This is a genomic window from Dactylosporangium roseum (genome assembly GCF_025264685.1).
Classification (GTDB): Bacteria; Actinomycetota; Actinomycetes; order Mycobacteriales; family Micromonosporaceae; genus Dactylosporangium; species Dactylosporangium roseum.
In genome coordinates this window covers 1,543,358-1,565,281 of sequence record NZ_CP073721.1, presented here as the reverse complement: position 1 = coordinate 1,565,281, position 21,924 = coordinate 1,543,358, and the positions used below count along the sequence as shown (strand labels likewise).

The 21,924-nt window shown below is 71.6% G+C and carries 23 protein-coding genes; 5 read left to right on the top strand and 18 right to left on the bottom strand.

Features of this window, described 5'->3' with window-relative positions; genetic code table 11:
- Window positions 1-114: 114 nt before the first annotated feature.
- Window positions 115-1,797, top strand: a complete 1,683-nt coding sequence (locus Drose_RS08045) for an alkaline phosphatase D family protein (RefSeq protein ID WP_260727553.1) — start codon at window positions 115-117, stop codon at window positions 1,795-1,797.
- Here Drose_RS08045 and Drose_RS08040 read toward each other — a convergent pair.
- Window positions 1,784-2,221, bottom strand: a complete 438-nt coding sequence (locus Drose_RS08040; protein ID WP_260727552.1) for an NUDIX hydrolase — start codon at window positions 2,219-2,221, stop codon at window positions 1,784-1,786. The two genes, Drose_RS08045 and Drose_RS08040, sit on opposite strands and share 14 nt — an antisense overlap.
- A 170-nt stretch (window positions 2,222-2,391) precedes the next feature.
- Between Drose_RS08040 and Drose_RS08035 the strand changes: the two genes are divergently transcribed.
- Window positions 2,392-2,877, top strand: a complete 486-nt coding sequence (locus Drose_RS08035) for a glutathione peroxidase (RefSeq protein WP_260727551.1) — start codon at window positions 2,392-2,394, stop codon at window positions 2,875-2,877.
- Window positions 2,878-3,217: 340 nt separating this feature from the next.
- Here Drose_RS08035 and Drose_RS08030 read toward each other — a convergent pair whose 3' ends face one another.
- The 3 genes from Drose_RS08030 to Drose_RS08020 all read right to left on the bottom strand — a co-directional run bounded on the left by Drose_RS08030 (window position 3,218) and on the right by Drose_RS08020 (window position 7,881).
- Window positions 3,218-3,835: an HAD family hydrolase gene (locus tag Drose_RS08030; protein ID WP_260727550.1), complete on the bottom strand. Its 618-nt coding sequence runs from the start codon at window positions 3,833-3,835 to the stop codon at window positions 3,218-3,220.
- On the bottom strand, window positions 3,832-7,404 hold the full coding sequence (smc, locus tag Drose_RS08025) for a chromosome segregation protein SMC (protein WP_260727549.1): 3,573 nt from the start codon (window positions 7,402-7,404) through the stop codon (window positions 3,832-3,834). The genes Drose_RS08030 and smc overlap by 4 nt, the downstream gene beginning before the upstream one ends.
- Before the next feature lie 282 nt (window positions 7,405-7,686).
- Window positions 7,687-7,881: a hypothetical protein gene (locus Drose_RS08020; RefSeq protein WP_260727548.1), complete on the bottom strand. Its 195-nt coding sequence runs from the start codon at window positions 7,879-7,881 to the stop codon at window positions 7,687-7,689.
- A gap of 305 nt (window positions 7,882-8,186) precedes the next feature.
- On the opposite strand from Drose_RS08020, the gene Drose_RS08015 reads away from it, so the two are divergent.
- Together Drose_RS08015 and Drose_RS08010 are read left to right on the top strand one after the other, a co-directional pair.
- Complete coding sequence (locus tag Drose_RS08015; protein WP_260727547.1) at window positions 8,187-8,843, top strand: CAP domain-containing protein; 657 nt, start codon at window positions 8,187-8,189, stop codon at window positions 8,841-8,843.
- Window positions 8,844-8,869: 26 nt separating this feature from the next.
- On the top strand, window positions 8,870-9,625 hold the full coding sequence (locus Drose_RS08010) for a spherulation-specific family 4 protein (protein ID WP_260727546.1): 756 nt from the start codon (window positions 8,870-8,872) through the stop codon (window positions 9,623-9,625).
- 125 nt (window positions 9,626-9,750) lie between these two features.
- On the opposite strand, the gene mutM is transcribed toward Drose_RS08010, so the two are convergent.
- From mutM to Drose_RS07955, 11 genes are all read right to left on the bottom strand, one after another.
- On the bottom strand, window positions 9,751-10,602 hold the full coding sequence (gene mutM, locus Drose_RS08005) for a bifunctional DNA-formamidopyrimidine glycosylase/DNA-(apurinic or apyrimidinic site) lyase (protein WP_260727545.1): 852 nt from the start codon (window positions 10,600-10,602) through the stop codon (window positions 9,751-9,753).
- Between the two features lie 8 nt (window positions 10,603-10,610).
- A complete protein-coding gene (locus Drose_RS08000; RefSeq protein WP_260727544.1) occupies window positions 10,611-11,744 on the bottom strand; it encodes a mannosyltransferase family protein in 1,134 nt (377 codons plus the stop codon).
- Between the two features lie 4 nt (window positions 11,745-11,748).
- Complete coding sequence (rnc, locus tag Drose_RS07995) at window positions 11,749-12,459, bottom strand: ribonuclease III (RefSeq protein WP_260729641.1); 711 nt, start codon at window positions 12,457-12,459, stop codon at window positions 11,749-11,751.
- A gap of 50 nt (window positions 12,460-12,509) precedes the next feature.
- Window positions 12,510-13,526: a phosphate acyltransferase PlsX gene (locus tag Drose_RS07990; protein WP_260727543.1), complete on the bottom strand. Its 1,017-nt coding sequence runs from the start codon at window positions 13,524-13,526 to the stop codon at window positions 12,510-12,512.
- A gap of 13 nt (window positions 13,527-13,539) precedes the next feature.
- Window positions 13,540-13,713 (bottom strand): 50S ribosomal protein L32, encoded by a 174-nt coding sequence (rpmF, locus tag Drose_RS07985; RefSeq protein WP_259861936.1) that lies wholly within the window; start codon window positions 13,711-13,713, stop codon window positions 13,540-13,542.
- A 5-nt stretch (window positions 13,714-13,718) separates the two neighbouring features.
- Window positions 13,719-14,282: a YceD family protein gene (locus tag Drose_RS07980; RefSeq protein WP_260727542.1), complete on the bottom strand. Its 564-nt coding sequence runs from the start codon at window positions 14,280-14,282 to the stop codon at window positions 13,719-13,721.
- A 97-nt stretch (window positions 14,283-14,379) separates the two neighbouring features.
- On the bottom strand, window positions 14,380-14,880 hold the full coding sequence (locus tag Drose_RS07975) for a hypothetical protein (protein WP_260727541.1): 501 nt from the start codon (window positions 14,878-14,880) through the stop codon (window positions 14,380-14,382).
- 87 nt (window positions 14,881-14,967) lie between these two features.
- Window positions 14,968-15,465 (bottom strand): pantetheine-phosphate adenylyltransferase, encoded by a 498-nt coding sequence (coaD, locus tag Drose_RS07970; RefSeq protein WP_260727540.1) that lies wholly within the window; start codon window positions 15,463-15,465, stop codon window positions 14,968-14,970.
- A 57-nt stretch (window positions 15,466-15,522) separates the two neighbouring features.
- Complete coding sequence (gene rsmD / locus Drose_RS07965; protein ID WP_260727539.1) at window positions 15,523-16,089, bottom strand: 16S rRNA (guanine(966)-N(2))-methyltransferase RsmD; 567 nt, start codon at window positions 16,087-16,089, stop codon at window positions 15,523-15,525.
- 35 nt (window positions 16,090-16,124) lie between these two features.
- A complete protein-coding gene (gene recG / locus Drose_RS07960; protein ID WP_260729640.1) occupies window positions 16,125-18,314 on the bottom strand; it encodes an ATP-dependent DNA helicase RecG in 2,190 nt (729 codons plus the stop codon).
- 19 nt (window positions 18,315-18,333) lie between these two features.
- Window positions 18,334-20,127, bottom strand: coding sequence for a DAK2 domain-containing protein (locus Drose_RS07955; protein ID WP_260727538.1), 1,794 nt, complete (start codon window positions 20,125-20,127; stop codon window positions 18,334-18,336).
- Between the two features lie 194 nt (window positions 20,128-20,321).
- Between Drose_RS07955 and rpmB the strand changes: the two genes are divergently transcribed.
- Window positions 20,322-20,513 (top strand): 50S ribosomal protein L28, encoded by a 192-nt coding sequence (gene rpmB, locus Drose_RS07950; protein WP_223101777.1) that lies wholly within the window; start codon window positions 20,322-20,324, stop codon window positions 20,511-20,513.
- A gap of 121 nt (window positions 20,514-20,634) precedes the next feature.
- Here rpmB and Drose_RS07945 read toward each other — a convergent pair whose 3' ends face one another.
- From Drose_RS07945 to Drose_RS07935, 3 genes are all read right to left on the bottom strand, one after another.
- Entirely contained in the window at window positions 20,635-21,087 is a 453-nt protein-coding gene (locus Drose_RS07945; RefSeq protein ID WP_260727537.1) for a CHRD domain-containing protein, read from the bottom strand.
- 69 nt (window positions 21,088-21,156) lie between these two features.
- Window positions 21,157-21,666, bottom strand: coding sequence for a DUF3515 domain-containing protein (locus tag Drose_RS07940; RefSeq protein WP_260727536.1), 510 nt, complete (start codon window positions 21,664-21,666; stop codon window positions 21,157-21,159).
- Complete coding sequence (locus tag Drose_RS07935) at window positions 21,667-21,900, bottom strand: Lrp/AsnC ligand binding domain-containing protein (RefSeq protein WP_260727535.1); 234 nt, start codon at window positions 21,898-21,900, stop codon at window positions 21,667-21,669.
- Between the last annotated feature and the right edge of the window lie 24 nt (window positions 21,901-21,924).

Here is a 21,924-nt window from a genome sequence, read left to right as displayed (position 1 = left end):
CAGACGCCACGGCGAACGGCTTGCGGTGGCGCCGAGACGTGCTGGGCAGGATCATCGGAAGGCACCCGGCAGCCACCCGGCACCACCCCCGCCGCGCCCTGGAGGTCCCCCGTCATGTCCGACGCCGTGTCCGACGCCGACACCTCCGCCACAGACCTGGACGTCGACAGGGGCGTGCTCGTGCTCGGGCCGGTGCTGCGCCGGGTCGAGGGCGACCAGGCGACCGTCTGGGTCGAGACCGCCCGGCCCGCGACGGTCGAGGTGGTCGCCGGGCCCGCGAGCGGGGCCACCCGGACCTTCTCGGTCCACGGGCACCACTACGCGCTGGTCGTGGTCTCCGGGCTGCCGGAGGACGCCGTCACGGAGTACACCCTGCGGATCGACGGCGTCGATGTCTGGCCCCTGCCGGACGACCCGTGCCCACCTCCGGTCATCCGGACTCGGCCGAAGGGTGCGCCCGTGCGGCTGGTGTTCGGATCGTGCCGGGAGGCCAGCCCGCTGAGCGTCACCCGCTATCCACCGGATGCCCTGGACGCCTACGCGGCCCGGCTCATCGAGTCGATCCGGTCGGCCGGTCCGACCGAGTGGCCCGATCTCCTGGTGCTGCTCGGCGACCAGGTGTATGCCGACGAGACGCCCGAGAAGATCCAGCGCTGGCTGCGGCGGCGGCGGGCGAAGCGGCGGGCCGACGCGCCGTCGACGCAGGTGGTGGACTTCCACGAGTACACGAAGCTCTATCTGGACTCGTGGACCGACCCGGAGATCCGCTGGCTGCTGTCCACTGTGCCGAGTGTCATGATCTTCGACGACCACGAGATCATCGACGACTGGAACACCTCGCAGCGCTGGCGCGAGCAAATGGCCCGGCTGAGCTGGTGGGACCAGCGGATACAAGCCGGCCTGTCGTCGTACTGGGTGTATCAGCACATGGGCAACCTGGCGCCCGGCGCGCTGGCGGAGTGCCCGGTGTACTCGGCGGTGGTGGCGGCGGGCGACGCGACGGAGATCCTCGACGGGTTCGGCTCGCGGGCGGATCGCGAGCGGGGTTCGTACCGCTGGAGCTACACCGTCGACATCGACCGGACGCGCCTCGTGGTGCTCGACAACCGGGCCGGACGCGAGCTGGAGCGCGGCAAGCGGGCCATGCTGCTGGACAGCGAATGGGCATGGTTCGCCAAGGAGCTGCCCGGCGACTACGACCACCTGCTGATCGGCTCCTCGCTGCCGTGGCTGCTGCCGCCGGCCATCCACCACCTGGAGGCGGCCACCGAGAAGCTCGCCGAGTCGCCGCGCGGCTGGGTGAGCCGGCTCGGCGAACGGCTGCGCCAGGCCGTCGACCTCGAGCACTGGGCGGCGTTCGGCCGCTCGTTCGAGGCGCTCACCGCGCTGCTGAGCCAGATCGGCGCCGGAAACGGCGGGGTGTCACCCGCCCCGGCCACGATCAGCGTGCTCTCGGGTGACGTTCACCACTCCTACGCGGCGAAGGCGTCGCTGGGCCCCGAGGTCGTCACGCCGGTGTACCAGCTAACCTGCTCGCCGGTGCACAACGACATGCCGAAGCTGATCCGGCCGGCGATGAAGTTCGGCTGGAATCCGCCGGCGGCCCGCGTGATGCGCTCGTTCGCGCGGGTGCTGGGCCTGGGCAAGCCGGTCGTGCGCTGGAAGAAGCTTGCGGGCCCGTACTTCGGCAACGCCGTGGGGCTGCTGTTGCTGGAGGGTCGCGCGGCGCGGGTGGTGATCCAGGGAACCCGGCCGGACAAGTCGCTGGGTGAGGTGGCGGCCCTCAAGCTGAACTGACGGCCGGGTGCGTGACCGGGTCACCCTCCAGGTCGGCCCACGTCCACAGGGTGGCGACGCGGGCCCGGCCGGTGAGATAGGCGACGGCGGGCTCACGGATCGGCGCGAACCACATGCGCCGCAGCCGCTCCACCACCTCGGTGAGGTGGACCCACTCCCCCGCCGCCCCGTCGCGCGGCCCGACGCCGGTCACCTCGAAGCCGAGCATCTCGTAGTCGACGCCCTGGGTCGTGTAGCGCGCGACCCACAGGAGCCGCTCGGCGAGCACCGTCGCGTAGCCGGCCTCGACGGCCACCTTGGCGAGCAGCGGCTCCCCGGCGGCGACCGCCCCGCCGGGCAGCGCCCAGTCCGGCGGGTCGCTGACGAGCAGGACGTCCTTGCCCCGACGCACCACGGCACCGACCGCGATCTGCTGACCCGCCACAACAACCACCCTATGCCCCACCCCCTCACGCCCACGCCCCCCAACCCGCGTCGATCTTGCAGTCGTGGTGCCGCGACACTCCCAGAATGTTCCGGTTTGTCAACCACCACAACTGCAAGATCGACGCTGGTTGGGGGGGCGGAGGGTGGGTCCGCGCCTACCATCAAGGCATGAGCTTCTACGACATCAAGATCTCGGACCTGCGGGGGAACGCGCTGGATCTGGGGCGGTTCCAGGGTCAATCGGTGCTGGTCGTCAACGTGGCGTCGCGGTGCGGCCTGACGCCGCAATACGCTGACCTGGAGGCGCTCCAGCACGAGTACGAGGGGCGCGGCTTCACGGTGCTGGGGGTGCCGTGCAACCAGTTCGGCGGGCAGGAGCCGGGCACGTCCGAGGAGATCGCCGAGTTCTGCAGCACCACCTACGGCGTGACGTTCCCGATGACCGAGAAGGTCGAGGTCAACGGCGCCGGCCGCCACCCGCTCTACGACCTGCTCACCCCGGTCGCCGACGCCGACGGTCACGCGGGCGACATCCGCTGGAACTTCGAGAAGTTCCTGATCGGCCCCGACGGCGCGGTGACGGCGCGGTTCGCCCCGAAGGTCCAGCCGAAGTCCGACGAGGTGGTGAAGGCGATCGAGTCGACGCTGTCCTAGCGCGGAGCATGATCGAGGAAAACTTCGTGCCGCTGGAACGCGAGGCCGCGAGGTCGTCTGTCAACCTTGGTGTTGCGCAACGGGATCGTGACGCACAGTCGTTCGGGTGGCGCCCGGTCGCTCGTGGGCGCCGCTGGACCCGGGCGGCACGTCTCGGGCCGGCGACTCCATGATCATGGGAAAGGTCTGGCTATCGGGGCAGCCACATCTTTCCCATGATCATGAGATCGAGCGGACACCGCTGCGCGCCACGAACGGACATGCCCCGCGAACGATGTTCCGTTCATGAATGAACGTTCCTCGGCGGAATATCGTTCGCGGGGCATGTCCGCACGATGGGCTAGATGCCGAGGGCGCGGCGGGGGTAGGTGAGGTCGTCGCCGGGCGAATAGCGGTACGCCGTCAGGCCGGCGACCCGGGCACCCCGCACCATGCGGTCGGTGTCGTCGATGAGGAGGCAGCGCGCCGACGGGGTGTCGACCATCTTGCAGGCCGCGGCGAAGAACTCCTTCGTCGGCTTGTGAAACCCTATCGCCGACGAGTTTGCCACCGCGTCGAACTCTCCCACCAGGTCGAACGACGCCAGCACGCGGTCGAGGTCGCCGGTCGCGTTGGTCGCCAGGCCGACCGGCAAGCCCGCCGCGCGGACGTCGCGGACGAATCGCAGGGCCTCCGGCGCCACATGGCCCGGGTAGACCACCCATTCACGCATCAGCTCCGCCGCGCGCTCCGGGCCGCCGACCTTCTCCGCCAGGGTGTCGGCGACGGTCGACAACCACTGCTCGTGGGTGATGCGGCCGGTGATCGCGGGCAGGAGGCGGTCCCACTGGAGGGCGGTGTCGAGGACCGTGCCGGGCTCCAGACCGTACCGCGCCTCGATCTCGGCATTGATCGACGGGTCGAACGCGCGCACGACGCCGTCGAAGTCGATCAGCACCGCCGTGGGTTTCTGGATCACGCCGCCTCTTCCGTCCGCAGGCGCTGGGAGATGACCTCGGTGACACCGGAGCGCATGGTCACACCGTAGAGGGCGTCGGCGACCTCCATCGTGCGCTTCTGATGGGTGATGATGATGAGCTGGCTGCGCTCGCGGAGCTGCTCGAACAGCGTGATCAGCCGGCCCAGGTTGACGTCGTCGAGCGCGGCCTCGACCTCGTCCATGATGTAGAACGGGCTGGGGCGGGCGCGGAAGATCGCGCAGAGCAGCGCCACCGCGGTCAGGGAGCGCTCGCCGCCGGAGAGCAGCGACAGGCGCTTGATCTTCTTGCCTGGCGGCCGGGCCTCGACCTCGATGCCCGTCGTGAGCATGTCCTCGGGGTCGGTCAGCACCAGCCGGCCCTCGCCGCCCGGGAACAACACCGAGAAGACCTGCTCGAACTCGCGGGCCGTGTCGTGGTACGCGCTGGTGAAGACCTCGAGGATGCGGTCGTCGACGTCCTTGACCACGGTGAGCAGGTCCCGCCGGGTGGCCTTGAGGTCTTCGAGCTGGTCGGAGAGGAACTTGTACCGCTCCTCCATCGCCGCGAACTCCTCGAGGGCCAGCGGGTTGACCTTGCCCAGGAGGTTGAGCTCGCGCTCGGCCTTCGCGGCGCGCTTCTCCTGCGTGGGACGGTCGAACGGCACCGCCTCAGGCGCCGGCTTCCCCTCGGCCTCGGCGGCGGCCACCTCCGGGGCGGTTGGCGGGACCGGCACCTCGGGACCGTATTCGGCGACGAGCGTGTCGGCGTCGAGGCCGAACTCCTCCGCCGAGCGGGCCTCCAACTGCTCGATCCGCAGTCGCTGCTCGGCGCGGGCCACCTCGTCGCGGTGCACGGCGTTGGTGAGCCGGTCCAGCTCGGCGGTGAGCTGCTTGGACCGGCCGCGGACCTCGGTGAGCTCGGTCTCGCGCTCGGCCCGCGTGGACGCGAGCGTGTCGCGGGTCTCCTGGGCCTCGGCGATCGACGTGGCGAGCTGCTCCAGGGCGAAGGCGGCACCGGACATGACGGTCTCGGCGACCTTGGCGCCCCGGGCCCGGGTCGCCTTGCGCGCGGCGGCCCGCTCCCGGGCGGCCCGCTCGGCGGCGGCCTGGCGCAGCAGCGCGTCGGCCCGGCCCACGAGCGCGCCGACGCGCTCCTCGGCGGTCCGCACGGCGAGCCGGACCTCCATCTCGTGCTGGCGGGCCGCCGGCACCTCGGCCGCGAGGTCGTCACGCTCCTGCGTCGACGGATCCTCGTCGAGCGGCGTATCCTCCGCGAGCGCCAGCCGCTCCTCCAGCTCGGCCAGGGCGGTCAGGCCGGACTCGCGGGCCGATTCCGCCTTGGCCTTCGCCGCCGCGTGCCGCTCGACCTCGGCCTTGGCCGACTTCGCCGCGGCGCCGAACTCGGCGAGCCGCCGCGCGGCCGCGTTGCGCTGGCTGTCGGCCTCCTTCTTCGCGGCGGCGGCCTCGGCGACCTGCTGCTTGGCGGCACCGGCCGCGTTGCGCGCCAACGCGAGCAGCTCACGGGCCTCGGCGACGCGCCGCTCGGCGTCGACCTTTTGCTGGCGGGCCTCCTCGACGGCGGCCTGCACCTCGATGAAGCTGTGCTGCTTGCCCGAACCGCCGGCGGCCGCGTAGGCGCCGAGCACGTCGCCTTCCGGGGTGACCGCGCGCAGGCCGGGCGCGTAGGAGACGATGCGCTTGGCCACCGCCAGGTCGGGCGCGAAGACGACGTCGCCCAGGGCCCGCTCCAGCGCCGGACGCAGCTCCTCGGGCGCCCGCACCAGGTCGATGGCCCAGGCGGCACCCGGCGGCAACGGCACCCGCTCGACCGGCGGCGCGTCGAGCATCGGCGCCGAGGCGATGAGCAACGCGGCACGACCGGCGTCGTCCTGCTTGAGCATCTCGACGGCCGCGACCGCACCCTCGACGCCCGCGACCGCGACGGCGTCGGCGAGCGCGCCGAGCGCGGCGGCCAGGGCAGCCTCGTGGCCGGCCTCGACCGACAGCAGAGCGGCGACGCTGCCGAGCAGGCCGGGCACCCGGTCGCCGCGGGCCAGCAGGGTGCCGGCGCCGTCCTTGCGCCGCAGGCCCATCGCGAGGGCCTCCTCACGCGCCTTCCACTGGGCGGCCTCCTTCTCGGCGGCCCGCTCGGCGTCGCTGTGCAGGCGCACCTCGTTGTTGATCGACTCCAGCTCGCGGGTCGCCTCCTGGTGGCGCAGCTCCAGGTCGGCGTTGGCGTGGTCGGCGACGGAGGCGCCGGCGCTCGCCTCCTCGTAGAGTCCCTGAGCGTGCTCTGCGCGCGTCTCGGCCTCGGCGAGCTGCACGGCGAGCCGCTCGATCTCGTCGGCGGCGGCGGTCGCGCGGCTGCGGGCGGACTCGACCTGGCCGGTGAGCTTCGCGAGGCCTTCCCGCCGGTCGGCGATGGCCTTGTGCGCGGCGACGATCGCCTTTTCCGCGAACGCGAGCCGGCGCTCCAGGTCCTGCCGGCGCTCGACGGCCTCGGCCAGGCGCTCTTGGCTCGCCTCCAGCGCGGCGCGCAGCTCCTCCTCCTGCTCGCGGACCTTTTCCGCCTCGGCGACGAGCTGGTCCGGGTCCCGGCCGGGGCGCTCCTCGACCGGGGCCGCCGAAAGGTTGCGGTACCGCTCGGCGGCGAGCTGGTGCAGCGAGCGGTAGCGCTCCTGGAGGGTGGAGAGCTGGTACCACGTGTCCTGCGCCTCGGCGAGCACCGGCGCGTCGGCGGCGTGCTCTGCCTCCAGCGCGGATAGCCGCTCGTTGATCGCCTCGACCTCGGCCTCGACCTCCTCGCGGCGGGCGCGCAGCGCGGTCTCGTCGGCGATCTCCTTGTCGAGGGTGGTGCGCAGTGTCGCCAGGTCGTCGGCGAGGAGCCGGAGCCGGGCGTCACGCAGGTCGGCCTGGATGCCGGCGGCGCGCCGCGCCACCTCGGCCTGCCGGCCGAGCGGCTTGAGCTGGCGGCGCAGCTCCGTGGTGAGGTCACCGAGGCGGTTGAGGTTGGCCTGCATCGCGTCGAGTTTGCGGAGGGCCTTCTCCTTGCGCTTGCGGTGCTTGAGGACGCCGGCTGCCTCCTCGACGAACGCGCGGCGGTCCTCGGGCCGGGCGTGCAGGACGCCGTCGAGCCGGCCTTGGCCGACGATCACGTGCATCTCGCGGCCGATGCCGGAGTCGGACAGCAGTTCCTGGATGTCGAGCAGGCGGCATTGGTTGCCGTTGATCTCGTATTCGCTCTCGCCGGAGCGGAACATCCGACGGGTGATCGACACCTCGGTGTAGTCGATCGGCAGCGCACCGTCGGCGTTGTCGATCGTGAGGGTGACCTCGGCGCGCCCCAGCGGGGCCCGGCCCGCGGTCCCGGCGAAGATGACGTCTTCCATCTTGCCGCCGCGCAGCGCCTTGGCGCCCTGCTCACCCAGCACCCAGGAGATCGCGTCGACCACGTTGGACTTGCCGGAGCCGTTGGGCCCGACGACGCAGGTGATGCCCGGCTCCAGCCGCAGTGTGGTCGCGGAGGCGAAGGACTTGAAGCCCTTGACCGTCAGGCTCTTGAGGTGCACGGAACTCCACGGGTCGAGGTGATTTGCCGGGCTGTGTCATCCGGGAGGGTACCGCCGGGAGACTACCCAACCCCGCAGCACCGCACACCATAATGCGCGTGTCGTGGGCACACCGGCCACTCGGGTCACTCGAGTCACCAACCGGACGTCCGGGCCGACCGACCCCGGACATGACTGCGCGCCGAGACCCCATGGATGTCGGCGCGCGGGTTACTGTGCGGTTCTGCGTAGGTTCCACCGAGGATCGCCGGCCTGCCGGCGATCTTCCGACGTCCTGAAAACTCAGGCCATCGCCGGCTCAGCGAGGCGGACCAGGTGATCCGTCTCCGAAGCCGCCGCGGCGAGCCGGTCGTTTTCGGCACGGAGCCGAACGATCTCGAACTCGAGCGCCCGAACCTTGGCACGCAGTTGAGTGACCTCGTCTACGAGGCGCCGATCGGGCGCACCGCCCACGTGGCCGAAGAGGGCCTTAGCCATATCGTCTCCTTGATAAGCGCAGCCGGTCGATTCCGGCAAACGCGCGCCCAGCACCCGCGACCGAAGCACAAGGGCATGAATGGGCGCGACTGGCGACCCCTCTATGTTCCTTCGGGCACGCGACTTAGTCAAGCCAACTGGCACGCCAAACGTCCTGGCCAGGGTGTTCTCACTCACCCGGGTGCGTGATCGGCACCGCGCCGCCCGATCGTGGCAGTGTGCCACCGGTTGCCCCACGGCGCCACTGGGAAGTAGCGTCTCCGGGGAAATTCAAAGGCCTTGCTGAGCAGACCGGGAGACATGCGATGACAGCGCCGCAGCCCGGTCTCCTGGACCGGCTCGGCCCCGTCGGCAGCGCCACGATCACCACCGGCGTGCCGGTCCGCCACGACCTGAGCGCGGTGATCATTCCCGCTCTCACGGACGGTGGACCCAGCACCGGCAATGCGCAACCGGCCGCGCCGGAAACCGTCGTGGAGCGGACCGGCGAGCCCACTTCCGTCGCGCCGTCGCAATCCGCGTCCCCGGCCGGGAAATCGAGCAGCGCCGCGCCCGCACTCGGTTCCGCGAAGTTCAATACGAATTACGAGGACCGGATCGTACAACTCGTGAACAATGGACGGCGGAAGGAGCGATGCGAGCCGGTCCGCATGAATGGCCAGATCCGCACCGCCGCACGGGCAAACAGCGCGGACCCGGCGACCAACAACGTCACCGGCGGCAGGGGCAATGACGGCAGCGATCCGGCGGCACGCGCAGCAAAGGCCGGCTATTCGGAATTCGCCGGCGAGCTGACCGCGCGGCGCGGCGACGCGGGCGACGCGGGCGACGCGGTCAGGGGCCGGCCGCGCGACGACAACGATCGCGACGTACCGGTCGGCCGCGACATCAGACCGGTCGGTGGCGGCGCCGCGATGCGCGGCCGCACGGCTTGTCGGACCATGGACACCGGCCGTGCTTGAGGGGGCCCAGCATCGTTAGTCCGGTCGTGGACCGGGTTCCGACGCTCCTGCCACTGCGGGCGCATCCGCTCGCCCGGCCACACGCATGGGAGATCATCGCGGGACACGGTCCGGCATTCACCGTCGTCGTCGACGTGGCGCACGGACCCGGCAGCGGCCGTGATCCGTTGTGGACGGCCGCCATGAGCCGCCTCGATGCCGCCGGCACGCGACTGCTCGGCTACGTCGACGTCGACTACGGCACCCGGCCCGTCAGCCAGATCCGCGCCGACGTGTACCGCTGGGCCGGATACCCGGTCCGCGGGGTGTTCCTCGACCGCACGCCCGTCAGTCCGTACGCGATCGGCCCGGTGGCCGTCGCCGCGCAGGCCGCGACCCGCGCGGGCCTGCCGGACGTCGTGCTGAACCCCGGCGAGCCACCGGACGATGCGTACCGCGACCTGGGCATCCCGGTGTGCGTGTTCGACGGGAGTTGGCGCGAGTACCGCCGCTGGTCGTGCGAGGGGGCCCGCCCCGGCGACGGGCACCTGGTGCACGCGGTTCCGCCGTGGAATCTCGACGAGGCGTCGCGGTTACAGGTGGCCCGTGGGGCAGGCTTCGGCCTGGTGACGGACCTGGGCGCCCCGGATCCCTACGCGGACCTGCCCGCCTGGTGCGGCCTGGGTCGGAGCATCGGCGAGCTGAGCAAGCCCACGCCGCTCCCCCGCCGCTCCCGCCCGCACCGCCAGGTCAACGCGGCCCCGACGGCGGCAGCCGTGTGGGGCCCGGCAGCGGGCGCCTGAACCCCGCCACAGGGCCGGAATCCTCCAAGATCGACCTCTTCTCGGCAATTCGCAACAGATCGTGACGGGAGAAAACGTGCGCGCTCGGCCGAGAGAAAAACCGTCGACCGTACAACAACCACCGTCTATAGAATGCGGCGCGGACGGGGCTGGCATTTCGGGCACGAGAATGACGACCGGTTCATGAATGCCTCACGGCGGATCGGAGTGCCGCACCGCTTGCAGGGAAGACCCTCCCGGCCGTACGCATTCAGCGACCGGTCGAAGTATCCGCTTTCACCGTTCACGTCGACATACAGCGCGTCGAAACTTGTCCCGCCCTGCCCGATCGCCTCGTTCAGCACGTCACGGACGTGCTCCAGCAGGCGGCGGACCGCCGGACGGGTCAGCCGCGACGTGTCCCGCGCACCGTGCAACGAGGCCCGCCACAGCGCCTCGTCGGCGTAGATGTTGCCCACGCCCGAGATCAGGGTCTGGTCCAGCAGCGCCCGCTTGACCTCCGTCCGGCGGCGGCGCATGGCCTCCACGAACGCGTCGTCGACGAACAGCGAGTCGACCGGGTCGAGCGCGATGTGCGCCAGCTCGGCCGGCAGGACGGCACCGCCCGCCGACACGCTGAGGCCGCCGAACGTGCGCTGGTCGACGAAGCGCAGCTCCGGGCCGTCGTCGTCGAACGTGAACCGCACCCGCAGGTGCGTCTCCGGCGGGGCCGCGACCGGCCGCAGCAGGAGCTGACCGGACATGCCGAGGTGGCCGATGAGGGCGTCCTCGTCGTCGAGGGGCAGCCAGAGGTACTTCCCGCGCCGCATCACCGCCCCGACCCGCCGACCGGCGAGCACGTCGGCGAAGTGGGCCGAGCCGGGCAGGTGGCGGCGGATCGCCCGCGGGTGCAGCACCTCGACGGTGGCGATACGCCGGCCGGACACCCACTTGTCGAGGCCGCGGCGGACGGTCTCGACCTCGGGCAGCTCAGGCATAGGAGTCCTTAGATCGCGTAATGCCAGACGGTGATCAGATACGAGCCGTACCACAGCCCGAACGCACCGCAGGCCGCCAAGACTAGCGCCATCGTGCGCGGTCTGGCCCTGCCGAGTGCGACGGCCGGCGGGACGAGGATCAGCAACGCCGGGACCAGCAGCCGCGGCTTCGAGTGGTAGTAGCCGCCCTGGCCGACGGCCAGCACCAGGACGATCAGCCCGTACACGGTCAGGGGTGGCCAGACCTTCATCGTGATCGCCACCGCGGCAGCGATCACCACGGCGATCAGCATCCAGGCGACGCTGACCTGGACCCAGCCATCGCCGTCGCGCAGCGCGTCGCGGACGAACATGAGGCTGGATCGGCCGTAGTCGAACGTCGTGCCCCAGCCGGCCGTCTGGATGTCGAACCACGCGCCGAGATCGCCGACACGCATGCCGACCCACAGCAGGTAGGCGGGCACACCGGCCAGTGCGATCCCGGCTGCGACCGCGGGTTTCCAGGCAGTGGTACGGCCTGTGCCACCCTCCCGCCGCCCCTGGTGGACGGCCAGCCCGGCCGCGACGGCGAGCGCGACGGCGGCCGCGGCGCCCGTCGGCCGGGTCAGGGCGGCGCCGAGCCCGAGCAGCCCGGCCGGGAGCCAGTCGCCGCGGTGCGCGCACAGCAGCATGCCGGCCACGAGCGCGGTGAACAGCGCCTCCGAGTAGGCCATCGACAGCGCCATCGACATCGGCTGGGCGCAGAACAGCGCGGTGAGCGCCAGGCCGACCCGCTCGTCGTACAACCGGGTGCCGAGGGCGCACAGCAGGACCGCTGCGAAGCCTCCGGCGATCCACGATACGGTGATCGCGGCGGTGCCGTAGTCGAACTGCGTGACGAAGTGCGTCAGCCGGACGAGCATCGGGTAGCCGGGGAAGAACGCCAGGCCGTTGCCGACGAGCTGACCCTCGGCGTTGTACGTGTACCCGGTCGGATAGCCCTCTTCGGCGACGCGGATGAAGTGCCCGCCGTCCCAGGCGAGCAGCCGGTCACGGACCTTGCCGTCGTCCGCCATCCACCAGACGAAGAGCAGTTGGAGGAGGCGGCTCAGCGCGTACAGCCCCAGGGGGTACGCCAGCAGCATCGGTTTGTGCCGCTGCACAACCTCAGTGACCGGCGTCATCATCGAGGGTTTCGGTCTCCGCCGGCTCGGGCTCGCCGGCCCGCCCCTGGTCGGCGACCGACCGTGCGGACAGTTCCTTCCAGGCGGCCTCGGCGGCCCGCTGCTCGGCCTCCTTCTTGCTGCCGCCCTGCGCTCCGCCGTAGCGCCGCTTGGCCACGATCACCCAGGCGGTGAACTTCTTGGCGTGGTCGGGCCCCTCCTCGTCGATGCGGTACTCGGGAACGCCCAGGCCACGGCCGGCGGTGAGTTCCTGGAGGCTGGTCTTCCAGTCCAGCCCCGCGCCGCGGAGCGCGGCCTCCGCCATCAGCCCGTCGAACAGCTTGTGGATCACCTGCGCGGTGGTGTCCAGGCCGTACTGCAGATAGATCCCGCCGATGAGCGCCTCGAGTGTGTCGGCGAGGATGCTCGCCTTGTCCCGCCCGCCGGTGGCCTCCTCGCCCTTGCCGAGCAGAAGGTAGGGGCCAATGCCCTCGGGGCCGAGCCGGCGGGCGACCTCGGCGAGGGCCCGCATGTTGACCACACTGGCCCGAAGCTTGGCGAGCTGGCCCTCGGGCAGGTCGGGGTGGTTGTGGAACAGGGCGGTGGTGATCACCACACCGAGGACCGCGTCGCCGAGGAACTCCAGCCGCTCGTTGGTGGGCAGGCCGCCGTTCTCGTAGGCGTAGGACCGGTGCGTCAGCGCACGCCGCAGCATGTCGGAGTCGAAGTCGACGCCGAAGGCGGCCTCGAGTTGGGTCGGTTTCTTCACGAGCGCTCTCCCAATGCGTCACGGATGGTGAGGCCGCCGGCCGAGGAGAGTTCGGTCAGCAGATCGTCGGCGAGCCCCGCGACCGCGGGGATGATGCGGTCGCGGTGCAGACGGGCGGCGAGGGTGATGCCGTCGGCGATGTCGGCGCCGGCGGCGGAGCCGTGGCACACCACGACGTCGCCGACGACACCGAGCAGCACGGCGGCCGCCTCGTGGCCCCGGGTGCCCCGCAGGGCCCCCTCGATGCCCTTGAGCAGGACGTTTCCGGTGAAGCCGTCGGTCACCACGACGTCGGCCGGGCCGCCCTGCGGCACGTCGTGGCCCTCGACTAGGCCGACGTACCGGCCGCCGGTCGGCAGCGGGATGTCCGACAGTGCGATGGAGACGGCGCGGCGCAGGCGATCGCCCTTGCCGGGCTCGCTGCCGATGGACAGTAGGCCCACGCGCGGCTTCTGGATCTTGAGTGCGGCGACGGCGTAGGCGGCGCCGAGCACCGCGTGCTGGACGAGCTCCAGCATCGTCGCGTCGAGGGTCACCCCGACGTCCACGAGCAGGACCGGCCCGTGCGGGGTGGGCAGCGCGGCGGCGAGCGCCGGCCGGCGGACACCGCGGAGCCGGCCCAGGACGTGCGCGGACGCGGCGACGGCGGCGCCGCTCGACCCGGCCGAGACCATGCCGTGGGCCCGGCCGGCGTAGACCGCCTCGGCGGCGGCCCGCACCGTCGTCTCCCGGCGGATGTTGCGCAACGGCGCGTCGGCCATGCCGATGTGACTCTCGACCACGATGACACTGACGCGCTCCCGGTCTGCGACCGCGAGCGCGCCGATGACCTCGTCCGCCGCTGCTTGCGGCCCGACGAGGACGAGTTGGAGGTCTGGATCGGCGCTGCATGCACGCAGAGCGCCGTCAACCACCACGGCGGGAGCCCCATCCCCGCCGAGGAGGTCGACGGCGATCCGCGCGACGCCGGACGGGAGATCCCCGCCGTGCGGCGATCGGTCGGATCGCGTCACCCGGACCCGGTGGTCAGACCTCGATGACCTGGCGGCCGTTGTACGTGCCGCAGACCGAGCAGGCAGCGTGGGGCAGCTTCGGCGAGCGGCACTGGGGGCACGGCTGCGTGGAGACCGCGACGGCTTTCCACTGGCTCCGGCGCGACCGGGTGTTGCTGCGCGACATCTTCCGCTTGGGAACGGCCACGGGTCTTACTCCTCTGACGTCTTGATCTGGGACAGGGCGGCCCAGCGCGGGTCGAGCTGCTCGTGGCTGTGTCCCTCGGGCAGTTCGTCGAGCGGCACCCCGCAGTCGGGGCACAGCCCTGGGCAGTCTTCGCGGCACACGGGGTTGGCGGCCAGGGAGAGCACCACCGCGTCCCGCAGTGCCGGCTCCAGGTCGATCAGGTCGCCCTGCAGCCGTCCGACCTCGTCCTCGTCGGTCGTCTCGTCCGTGGTGCTGTGCACGTAGGCATAGAACTCTTGGATCGGGACGTCCAGCGTGTCGCTGATCGGACGTAGGCAGCGTCCGCACTCACCCACCAGCGGGCCGGTGACGGTGCCGGAGACGAGAACGCCTTCGGACACCGACTCCATGCGCAGTCGGAGGTCGAGCTCGGCGCCCTGGGGCACGCCGATCAGCTCCAGACCGAGGTCATCCGGGGCCGGCACCCTCCGCGAGACCGCATGCAGAGCACCCGGTCGGCGTGGGAGGTCTCTCGTCTCGAGGACCAGCGGCGACCGGGGATCCAGTTGCGGGTGCTGTTGGTGTGGCATCTTCAGACTCCGGCCAGGCAGGGCCGACGGACAAGGCTACCCGAGCGGCAGATCTTCCGTCGAATCGCCCCTACCTTATCGCTTCCCCGGGCGCCTCTCAGAACGGCAACGGCCGGTCGTCCTCGCCGGACGGGGTGAAGGAGCCGATCTCCCGCAGGGCGTGCATCTTGTCCCGGCCGCGCTCGATGGAGGCGAGCGACCTGGTCAGGAACTGCTCGAAGTTGGCCAGGGCCGTGTCGACGTAGTCGTCGACCTCGTCGCGCAGCCGCTGGGTCTCCGCACGCGCCTCGTTGATCATCCGGGACGCCTCGTGCTCGGCGGAGACGACGATCTCGTTGATCGAGACGAGACGGGTGTGCTCCGCCTCCGCCTCCGCGATGATCCGCTCGGCCTCGCGCCGCCCGGCGTCGACGATCTTGTCCCGCTCCTCGAGCAGCGCGGTGGCCCGCCGAAGCTCACCCGGCAGGTCGGCGCGCAGTTGGTCGAGCAGGTTGATCATCTCGGCCCGGTCGAACACGAAGTTGCTCCGCGACATCGGCGCCGACCGTGCACCCTCAACCAGCGCGATGATCTGGTCGATGTTCTCGAGCGGATCCACCTGCGGTCACTCCTGTCCAACGTCGAACGACGTAACCATCATGCGGCCCAAACCGTGATGCCGCTCCATCGCCACTCTGGTTTCCGCTCAGTTTCGCGACGGATCACGGCCGGAGGCGAACCGCTCCCGCAGCCGATTCACCACGAGATCGGGTACATGCGGCGAAACGTCGCCGCCCCACTTGGCAACCTCTTTGATCAGGCTCGAGGAGACGAACGAGAACCTGGGGTTGGTCGGCATGAAGAGGGTCTCGATGCCCCCCAGCCCCAGGTTCATCTGGGCCATCTGCAGCTCGTAGTCGAAGTCGCCGGCGACCCGGACGCCCTTGACGATCGCGGTGATCTCATGGGTGTGGCAGAAGTCGACCAGCAGGCCCTGGAAGGCGTCGACCCTGACGTTGGCGTAGGGGGCGGTCACCTCCGCGAGCATCTCCAGCCGTTCGTCGACGGTGAACAGCCCCGCCTTGCTCTGATTGATCAGCACAGCAACGACAACCTCGTCGAACATCTTCGATGCCCGCCCGACGATGTCGAGGTGCCCGTTCGTGACCGGGTCGAACGAACCCGGACAGACCGCGCGCCTCATCGCACCAGCCCAAGCCTCATGAGCGGGGACCGTACCAAAGGACCGGACAAGGCCACGTCAGCCTTCCGCGTCGCGTCGGGCATACCACAGGGTCGTCTCGCCATACCGCCGCTCGGCGTGCCCCTGGAGGCCCTCCGGCCAGGCCATCGGGGCGCCGCGGCCGGACCGCTCGACGACCACCAGGGCGTCCGGGGCGAGCCACCGCTCGGCGAGCGCCCGCAGGACGTCACGCACCCGCTCGTCGGTGACCGCGTAGGGCGGGTCGACGAACACCACGTCGAACGGCTCTTCGGGCGGGCCGGCGAGCAGCCGCTCGACCTTGTCGGCGACGAGCCGGACCCGGCCACCCACGCCGAGCGTGGCGATGTTGGACCGCGCGACCCGGGCGGCCTTGGCGTCGGACTCCGCCAGCAGTACGTGCGAAGCCCCGCGCGAGCAGGCCTCCAGCCCCACGGCGCCGGAGCCGGCGTAGAGGTCGGCGAAGCGGGCACCGTCGAGGTCGACGAGGGTGTCGAGCGTGCTGAACAGCGCCTCACGCACCCGGTCGGAGGTGGGACGGGTCCCCTGCCCGGCCGGCACGACCAGCCTCCGGCCGCCGAGCGTCCCGGCCACGATGCGTGTCACGACTTCAGCCTAGGGGGTGGCCCGCAGCCGCCGGATCAGCCCTTCTCCAGGTATTCGGCCCGCTCCTCGTCGACGAGTTGGGCGATCGTGGCGGCCAGCCCGGGGTATCGCCGCAGCTCCGGATCCTCCTCGAGCAGCTCGATCGCCTCGGTCCGCGCCTCGCCGATCAGCTCGGCGTCGCGTTGGAGGGACAGCAGCCGCAGGTGGGAGCGGTGGCCGGACTGGGCGGCGCCGAGCACGTCGCCCTCGCGGCGCTGCTCCAGGTCGAGCTCGGCCAGCTTGAACCCATCGGTCGTGGACGCCACCGCGTCGAGGCGGGCGCGGGCCGGGGTGCCCTCGCCCGCCTCGGTGACGAGCAGGCAGAGCCCGGGTGCGCTGCCCCGGCCGACCCGGCCGCGCAACTGGTGGAGCTGGGAGACGCCGAACCGGTCGGCGTCGAGGATCATCATCATCGTGGAGTTCGGCACGTCGACGCCGACCTCGATCACCGTGGTGGCGACCAGCACGTCGAGGTCACCGGCCGCGAACGAGCGCATGACCGCGTCCTTCTCGTCGGCCGGCAGCTTCCCGTGCAGCACGCCGATGCGCAGGCCGTGCAGCGGCCCGTCGGCCAGCTCCGGCGCCACGTCGAGCACCGCCACCGGCGGGCGGCGGCCGTCGTCGCCGCCGAGGTCCTCACCCTCCGACTTCGTGTCGCCGATGCGCGGGCAGACGATGTAGGCCTGATGGCCGGCGGCGACCTCCTCGCGGAGCCGCCGCCAGGCCCGGTCGAGGAACGCGGGCTTCTCCGTCACCGGCACGACGTGGGAGGCGATCGGCGACCGGCCCTTGGGCAACTGGCTCAGCACCGAGGTCTCCAGGTCACCGAAGACGGTCATCGCGACGGTGCGCGGGATCGGGGTGGCGGTCATGACGAGCACGTGCGGCGGCTGTTCCGCCTTGGCGCGCAGGGCGTCGCGCTGCTCGACGCCGAAGCGGTGCTGCTCGTCGACCACGATCAGGCCGAGGTCGGCGAAGTCCACCCCCTCGTAGAGCAGGGCGTGGGTGCCGACGACGATGCCGGCCGTGCCGTCGCGGAGCTCCTCGACAACCCGGCGGCGCGCGGCCGCACCCAGCGAGCCGGTCAGCAGCGCGACGCGGGTGGCCTCCGGCGCCGCGTCGAGCTCGCCGGCCCGGGCCATGCCGCCGAGGAGGTCCTGGACGTTGCGGTAGTGCTGGGCCGCCAGGACCTCGGTCGGCGCGAGCATCGCCGCCTGGCCGCCGGCGTCGACGACCTGGAGCATCGCGCGCAGCGCGCAGAGGGTCTTGCCGGAGCCGACCTCGCCCTGGAGGAGCCGGTGCATCGGGTGGGGCCGTGACAGGTCGGCGGCGATCTCCTCGCCGACGTCGTGCTGGCCGCGGGTCAGCTCGTAGGGCAGGCCGGCGTCGAACGCCGCGAGCAGGCCGTCCGGGCGCCTCGGCCGTGGTGTCGCGGGCCAGTCGGCCGCCCGGAGCTTGCGTTGTACGAGCGTCAACTGCAGCGCGAACGCCTCGTCCCACTTGAGGCGGCGCCGGGCGAAGTACAGCGCCTGCTGCGACTCGGGTCGGTGGATGTCGCGCAGCGCCTTGTCGAGCGCGGACAGCTTGCGCTTCGCCCGGATCGTCGCCGGCACCGGGTCGGTCGTCGGCGGCAGCACGTCGAGCACCGTGCGGACGGCGGCGGCGATCCGCCAGGTCGGGACCTTGGCGGTCGCCGGATAGACCGGGATGATCGCCCCGGCGAACTCCTCGACGGCCTCCTCGCCCTCGGTGGCGCCCTCACCCGCGGCGAGCAGCAGGTAGTCGGGCTGGTTGAGCTGGAGCTTGTTGTTGAAGCGGCCGACCTTGCCGGAGAACAGTCCCCAGCGCCCGGGCCGCAGTTGGTTCTCCCGCCAGGGCTGATTGAAGAACGTGACGCTGATCTCCCCGCCGCTGTCGTCGCCGATGACCGCCTCGACCAGCGAGCCGCGCTTGCCCTTGGTCGCGCCGCGCTGCTGCGTGAACGACCGCGAGCTGACCCGCTTGACCTGCCCGAACACCGTGACTTCGGCGTCGATCTCCAGCGAGCGGATGTCGGTGTGCTCGCCGCGCTCCTCGTAGCGGCGCGGGAAGTGATACACGAGGTCGCCGACCGTGTGCAGGTCGAGGCTCTCGCCGAGCAGCTTCGCCCCGTTGCCGCCGACCACCTTCTGCAGCGGCGTCGCCATCTCGATCTCGGTCACCGCGTCACTCCACTCCTACCAGCAGCGGGTAGTGCGGCTGGCCGCCCTCGTAGCACTGCACCTCCACGAACGGCCAGGCGCCACCGACATGCGCCCGCAGCGTCTCGCCGAGATCGGCGGGCGCCCCCTGCCCCACGATCAACGTCACCAACTCACCACCGGCGGTGAGCATCCGGTCGAGCAGTTGGACGGCGGTCTGGCACAGGTCCTGGCCGATGAGGTTCACCTCGCCGTCGACGATCGCCAGCACGTCGCCCGAACGGCACCGTCCCGCCACGGTGAGCGCCTCGCGGCTGGCGACGGTGACCTCGGCCGACCGGCAGCGGGCGGCCGCCTCGGCCATCGCGATCACGTCGTCCTCGAACCGCCGCTGGTGATCCCGCACCGCCATCGCCGCGAGTGCCTGCACCGGCGACCGCGTCGGCACGACCCCGGCCCGGATGCCGACGGCCCGCGCCTCGGCCGCGGCGGCGGTGGCGACGGCCAGCACGTTGGGGTCGTTGGGCAGCACGACGACCCGCCCGGCGCCGGTCGCCTTGATCGCCTCGAGGATCTCCCCGGTCGACGGCGTGCCGCCGAGCACCGTGGCCCCCTCGGCCGTGAGCAACTCCCCCAGTCCCGTCCCGGCGCAGACCACGACGACGGCCCGCTCCCGCTGCCGCGGAATGAGCACGAGCCCCTGCCGGGCCGCGATCTGATCGGCGAACCGCGTGACGGTGATCCGGCTGGGCCGCCCCGCCTCGATCCCCGCCTCGACGGCGGCCCCGACGTCGTTGACGTGCACATGGACGTGCCAGGTCCGCTCGTCGCCGACGACGACGAGCGAGTCCCCCAGCCGGCCGAGCACATCACGCAGCCGGTCGACGGCCTCGGCGGGCGCGTCCAGGAGGTATTGCACCTCATAAGCGAACTCGTCCGACCCCGCCTCGCGCTCCATCTCGGCGGGGCGGCCCTCCCCGGCGGACGCCCGGCCCGCGATGGCCGGCCTGCCCGCGATGGCCGGCACCCTGGTGGCGAACTCCGGCGCGGTCTCTCCCGTGAGCGTCTCGACCAGAGCGTCGAGCAGCACCACCAGCCCGCGCCCGCCGGCGTCGACGACCCCGGCCCGGGCGAGCGCCGGCAGTTGCTCCGGCGTGCGGGCCAGCGCCGCCCGCGCCCCGTCGGCCGCCGCCCGTGCGACGGCTGCCACGGTGTCGCCCGCGGCACCGACCGGCCCTGCCGCTCCTGCCGCCCCCACGGAACCGCCGCCGGCCACGCCCGCGGCGCCGACCGGCCCTGCCGCCCCCGCCGACCCCGCGGAACCGCCGCCGGCCACCTCCGCGGCGCCGACCGGCTCACCGGCGGCGGCCCGCAGGACCGCCGCGTTCGCGGCTCGTGCGGCGGCGGCGCCCACCGACAGCACGGTGCCCTCCACCGGGGCGGCGACCGCGAGATAGGCGGTCTTCGCCGCGTGGTCGAGCGCCCGTGCCAGGTCCGGCCCGCCGGCCGTCTCGGTGTCGGCCAGCGACTCGGCCAGTCCCTTGAACAACTGGGCCAGGATGATGCCCGAGTTGCCCCGCGCGCCGAGCAGCGCCGCACGGGCAGCCGTGCGCAGGGTCGCGCCGAGCGCTCGGCCCTCGGCGGCGGTGGTCATGGAATCGACGGCGGCGGCGAGCGTGAGCACCAGGTTGGTGCCGGTGTCACCGTCGGGCACCGGATAGACATTGAGCGCGTTGATCTCGTCTTCGTGGCGACGCAGCGCGTCGAGGCCGGTGGCACACCACCGGCCGACGGTGGCGGCGTCCACACTGTCGGGCACGGCCCGAGCCTAACGGCGACCACTGACATTCCCCACCGAAGCGGCGCCTGACCGGGCCGATTGGGTGTGGCGGGGTTGGATCAGGTAACCTTGCCGGGTTGTCTGCTGGGAGTCCAGCGGATGACGCCTGGAGTCCGGCCCGCGGCGCGGGTGTGATTCCAGCCCGAGACGCAATCAATTCCCAGGAGATCCCCGTGGCTAGCGTGTGCGACGTCTGCGGCAAGGGACCGGGCTTCGGCCACAATGTGTCCCACTCGCACCGGCGGACCAACCGCCGTTGGAACCCCAACATTCAGACGGTGCGCACCCCGGCCGGTGGCGGCACCACGCGGAAGATGCAGGTCTGCACCTCCTGCCTGAAGGCCGGCAAGGTCGTCCGCGGCTGATCCAGCCAGCGTGAGGCCCCGCGACGTGGTCGCGGGGCCTTTTGGCGTGTCCGGCCGGGAGCTCCCGGGCCGTGGAGCGTCGTGGCTGCCGGGGCGACCACAACGCTCCACGAGAGCCGGTTCAGGCGCGGTGGAGCTGACCGCGCAACGCGCCGTTCTCGAAGTCCGTGGAGTGGACGTTCACGTAGTAGCGGGCCGGGTTGGAAGCGATCTTGCGAGCCGCCTTCGAGCCGATGTTCCGGCAACCGGCCACCGAACCGTGCCAGGCCGGCGGGGACAGCGTGGCGACGACGCCGCCGTCGCGGCCCGCACGGCCCGCGTGGATGTGGGCCTGGGTCACGTCGCCCGTGACGTCGCGCACCCTCAGGACGTAACAGAGCCGGCCGTCAGGGTGCAGCCGGAACAACCCTATGCCCGTGGCGTCCGGGTCTCCGCTGCCCTTCGGCACCTCCTGCCGCCCCGTCAGGTACGCCCCGAGGCTGATCGTCGGCGGCGCCGCCGACGCGGGGCCGCCGGCCAGCACGCCGGCCGAGACGACGGTGGCGACGGTCGTGAGTGCCAGTGCTACACGCATGGTGGTCTCCTCGAAGAACGGAACAGAACTCCGAACCGAGGGGAAGACCACGCGGAGGGCGGCAGGCGGTCAGCAGTGCACAGGACCGGGGTCGGCGGCGGGAACGGTCTCGGTGATCGAGGCCGAGAGGTTCACGACCCACGAGCCGTCGACGGCCTTCGGTACCACCACCCGGAGCGGCACCTTGCGATCCACTGTCTGCCAGACGGTCTGGTCGCCGCGCTCCTCCGGGAACCAACATACGTTGGAAAGACCGAGAAGCTGGGCATTTTGCGGAATTGCCGGTTTTGCCGTTCCGCAGGACAGCACGATCGCCGGGTCGCCGAACGCCGCGTTCTGCTCGTTGCCGGCCGTGACCGGGCGGCGGTCGAGGCCACCCAGCGTCGAGGGCAGCTTCGCCGTCAGCGCACGGCAGACCGTGGCCGTGTCAGGATCGAGGGGTGCGGCCTCGACCTGCACCGCCGAGACCGACGCCGGCTTCGGCTGCTGCGGGAATCCGCCGAGCACCCAGAACACGACAAGGCCGGCCACCAGCGCCACAGGCAACGCGGTGAGGGTCGCGATTTTCGCGGGAGACATCTATAAGTGCACCACCGAGCAGGTGAGAGTACGGGTGATGCCGGGCACCATCTGGACCTTGCTCACAATAAGTTTGCCCAGCTCGTCGACGCTGCGGGCCTCCGTCAGCACCACTACATCATACGGACCCGTGACAGCGTCGACCCGGACCACACCCGCGAGGCCCTGAATGGCCGATGCCACATCACGCGCCTTGCCGACCTCTGTTTGGATCAGGATGTATGCCTGTACCACGACACGACCCCTTCCTGCGCCGCG

Excerpts from the sequence above, each read along its gene's own strand:
- Drose_RS08045 (WP_260727553.1), top strand. The coding sequence starts at position 115 with ATGTCCGACGCCGTGTCCGACGCCGACACCTCCGCCACAGACCTGGAC.
- Drose_RS08035 (WP_260727551.1), top strand. The coding sequence starts at position 2,392 with ATGAGCTTCTACGACATCAAGATCTCGGACCTGCGGGGGAACGCGCTG.
- Drose_RS08020 (WP_260727548.1), bottom strand. The coding sequence starts at position 7,881 with ATGGCTAAGGCCCTCTTCGGCCACGTGGGCGGTGCGCCCGATCGGCGC.
- Drose_RS08015 (WP_260727547.1), top strand. The coding sequence starts at position 8,187 with ATGACAGCGCCGCAGCCCGGTCTCCTGGACCGGCTCGGCCCCGTCGGC.
- mutM (WP_260727545.1), bottom strand. The coding sequence starts at position 10,602 with ATGCCTGAGCTGCCCGAGGTCGAGACCGTCCGCCGCGGCCTCGACAAG.
- rnc (WP_260729641.1), bottom strand. The coding sequence starts at position 12,459 with ATGCTGCGGCGTGCGCTGACGCACCGGTCCTACGCCTACGAGAACGGC.
- Drose_RS07980 (WP_260727542.1), bottom strand. The coding sequence starts at position 14,282 with ATGCCACACCAACAGCACCCGCAACTGGATCCCCGGTCGCCGCTGGTC.
- coaD (WP_260727540.1), bottom strand. The coding sequence starts at position 15,465 with ATGAGGCGCGCGGTCTGTCCGGGTTCGTTCGACCCGGTCACGAACGGG.
- recG (WP_260729640.1), bottom strand. The coding sequence starts at position 18,314 with ATGGCGACGCCGCTGCAGAAGGTGGTCGGCGGCAACGGGGCGAAGCTG.
- Drose_RS07945 (WP_260727537.1), bottom strand. The coding sequence starts at position 21,087 with ATGCGTGTAGCACTGGCACTCACGACCGTCGCCACCGTCGTCTCGGCC.
- Drose_RS07940 (WP_260727536.1), bottom strand. The coding sequence starts at position 21,666 with ATGTCTCCCGCGAAAATCGCGACCCTCACCGCGTTGCCTGTGGCGCTG.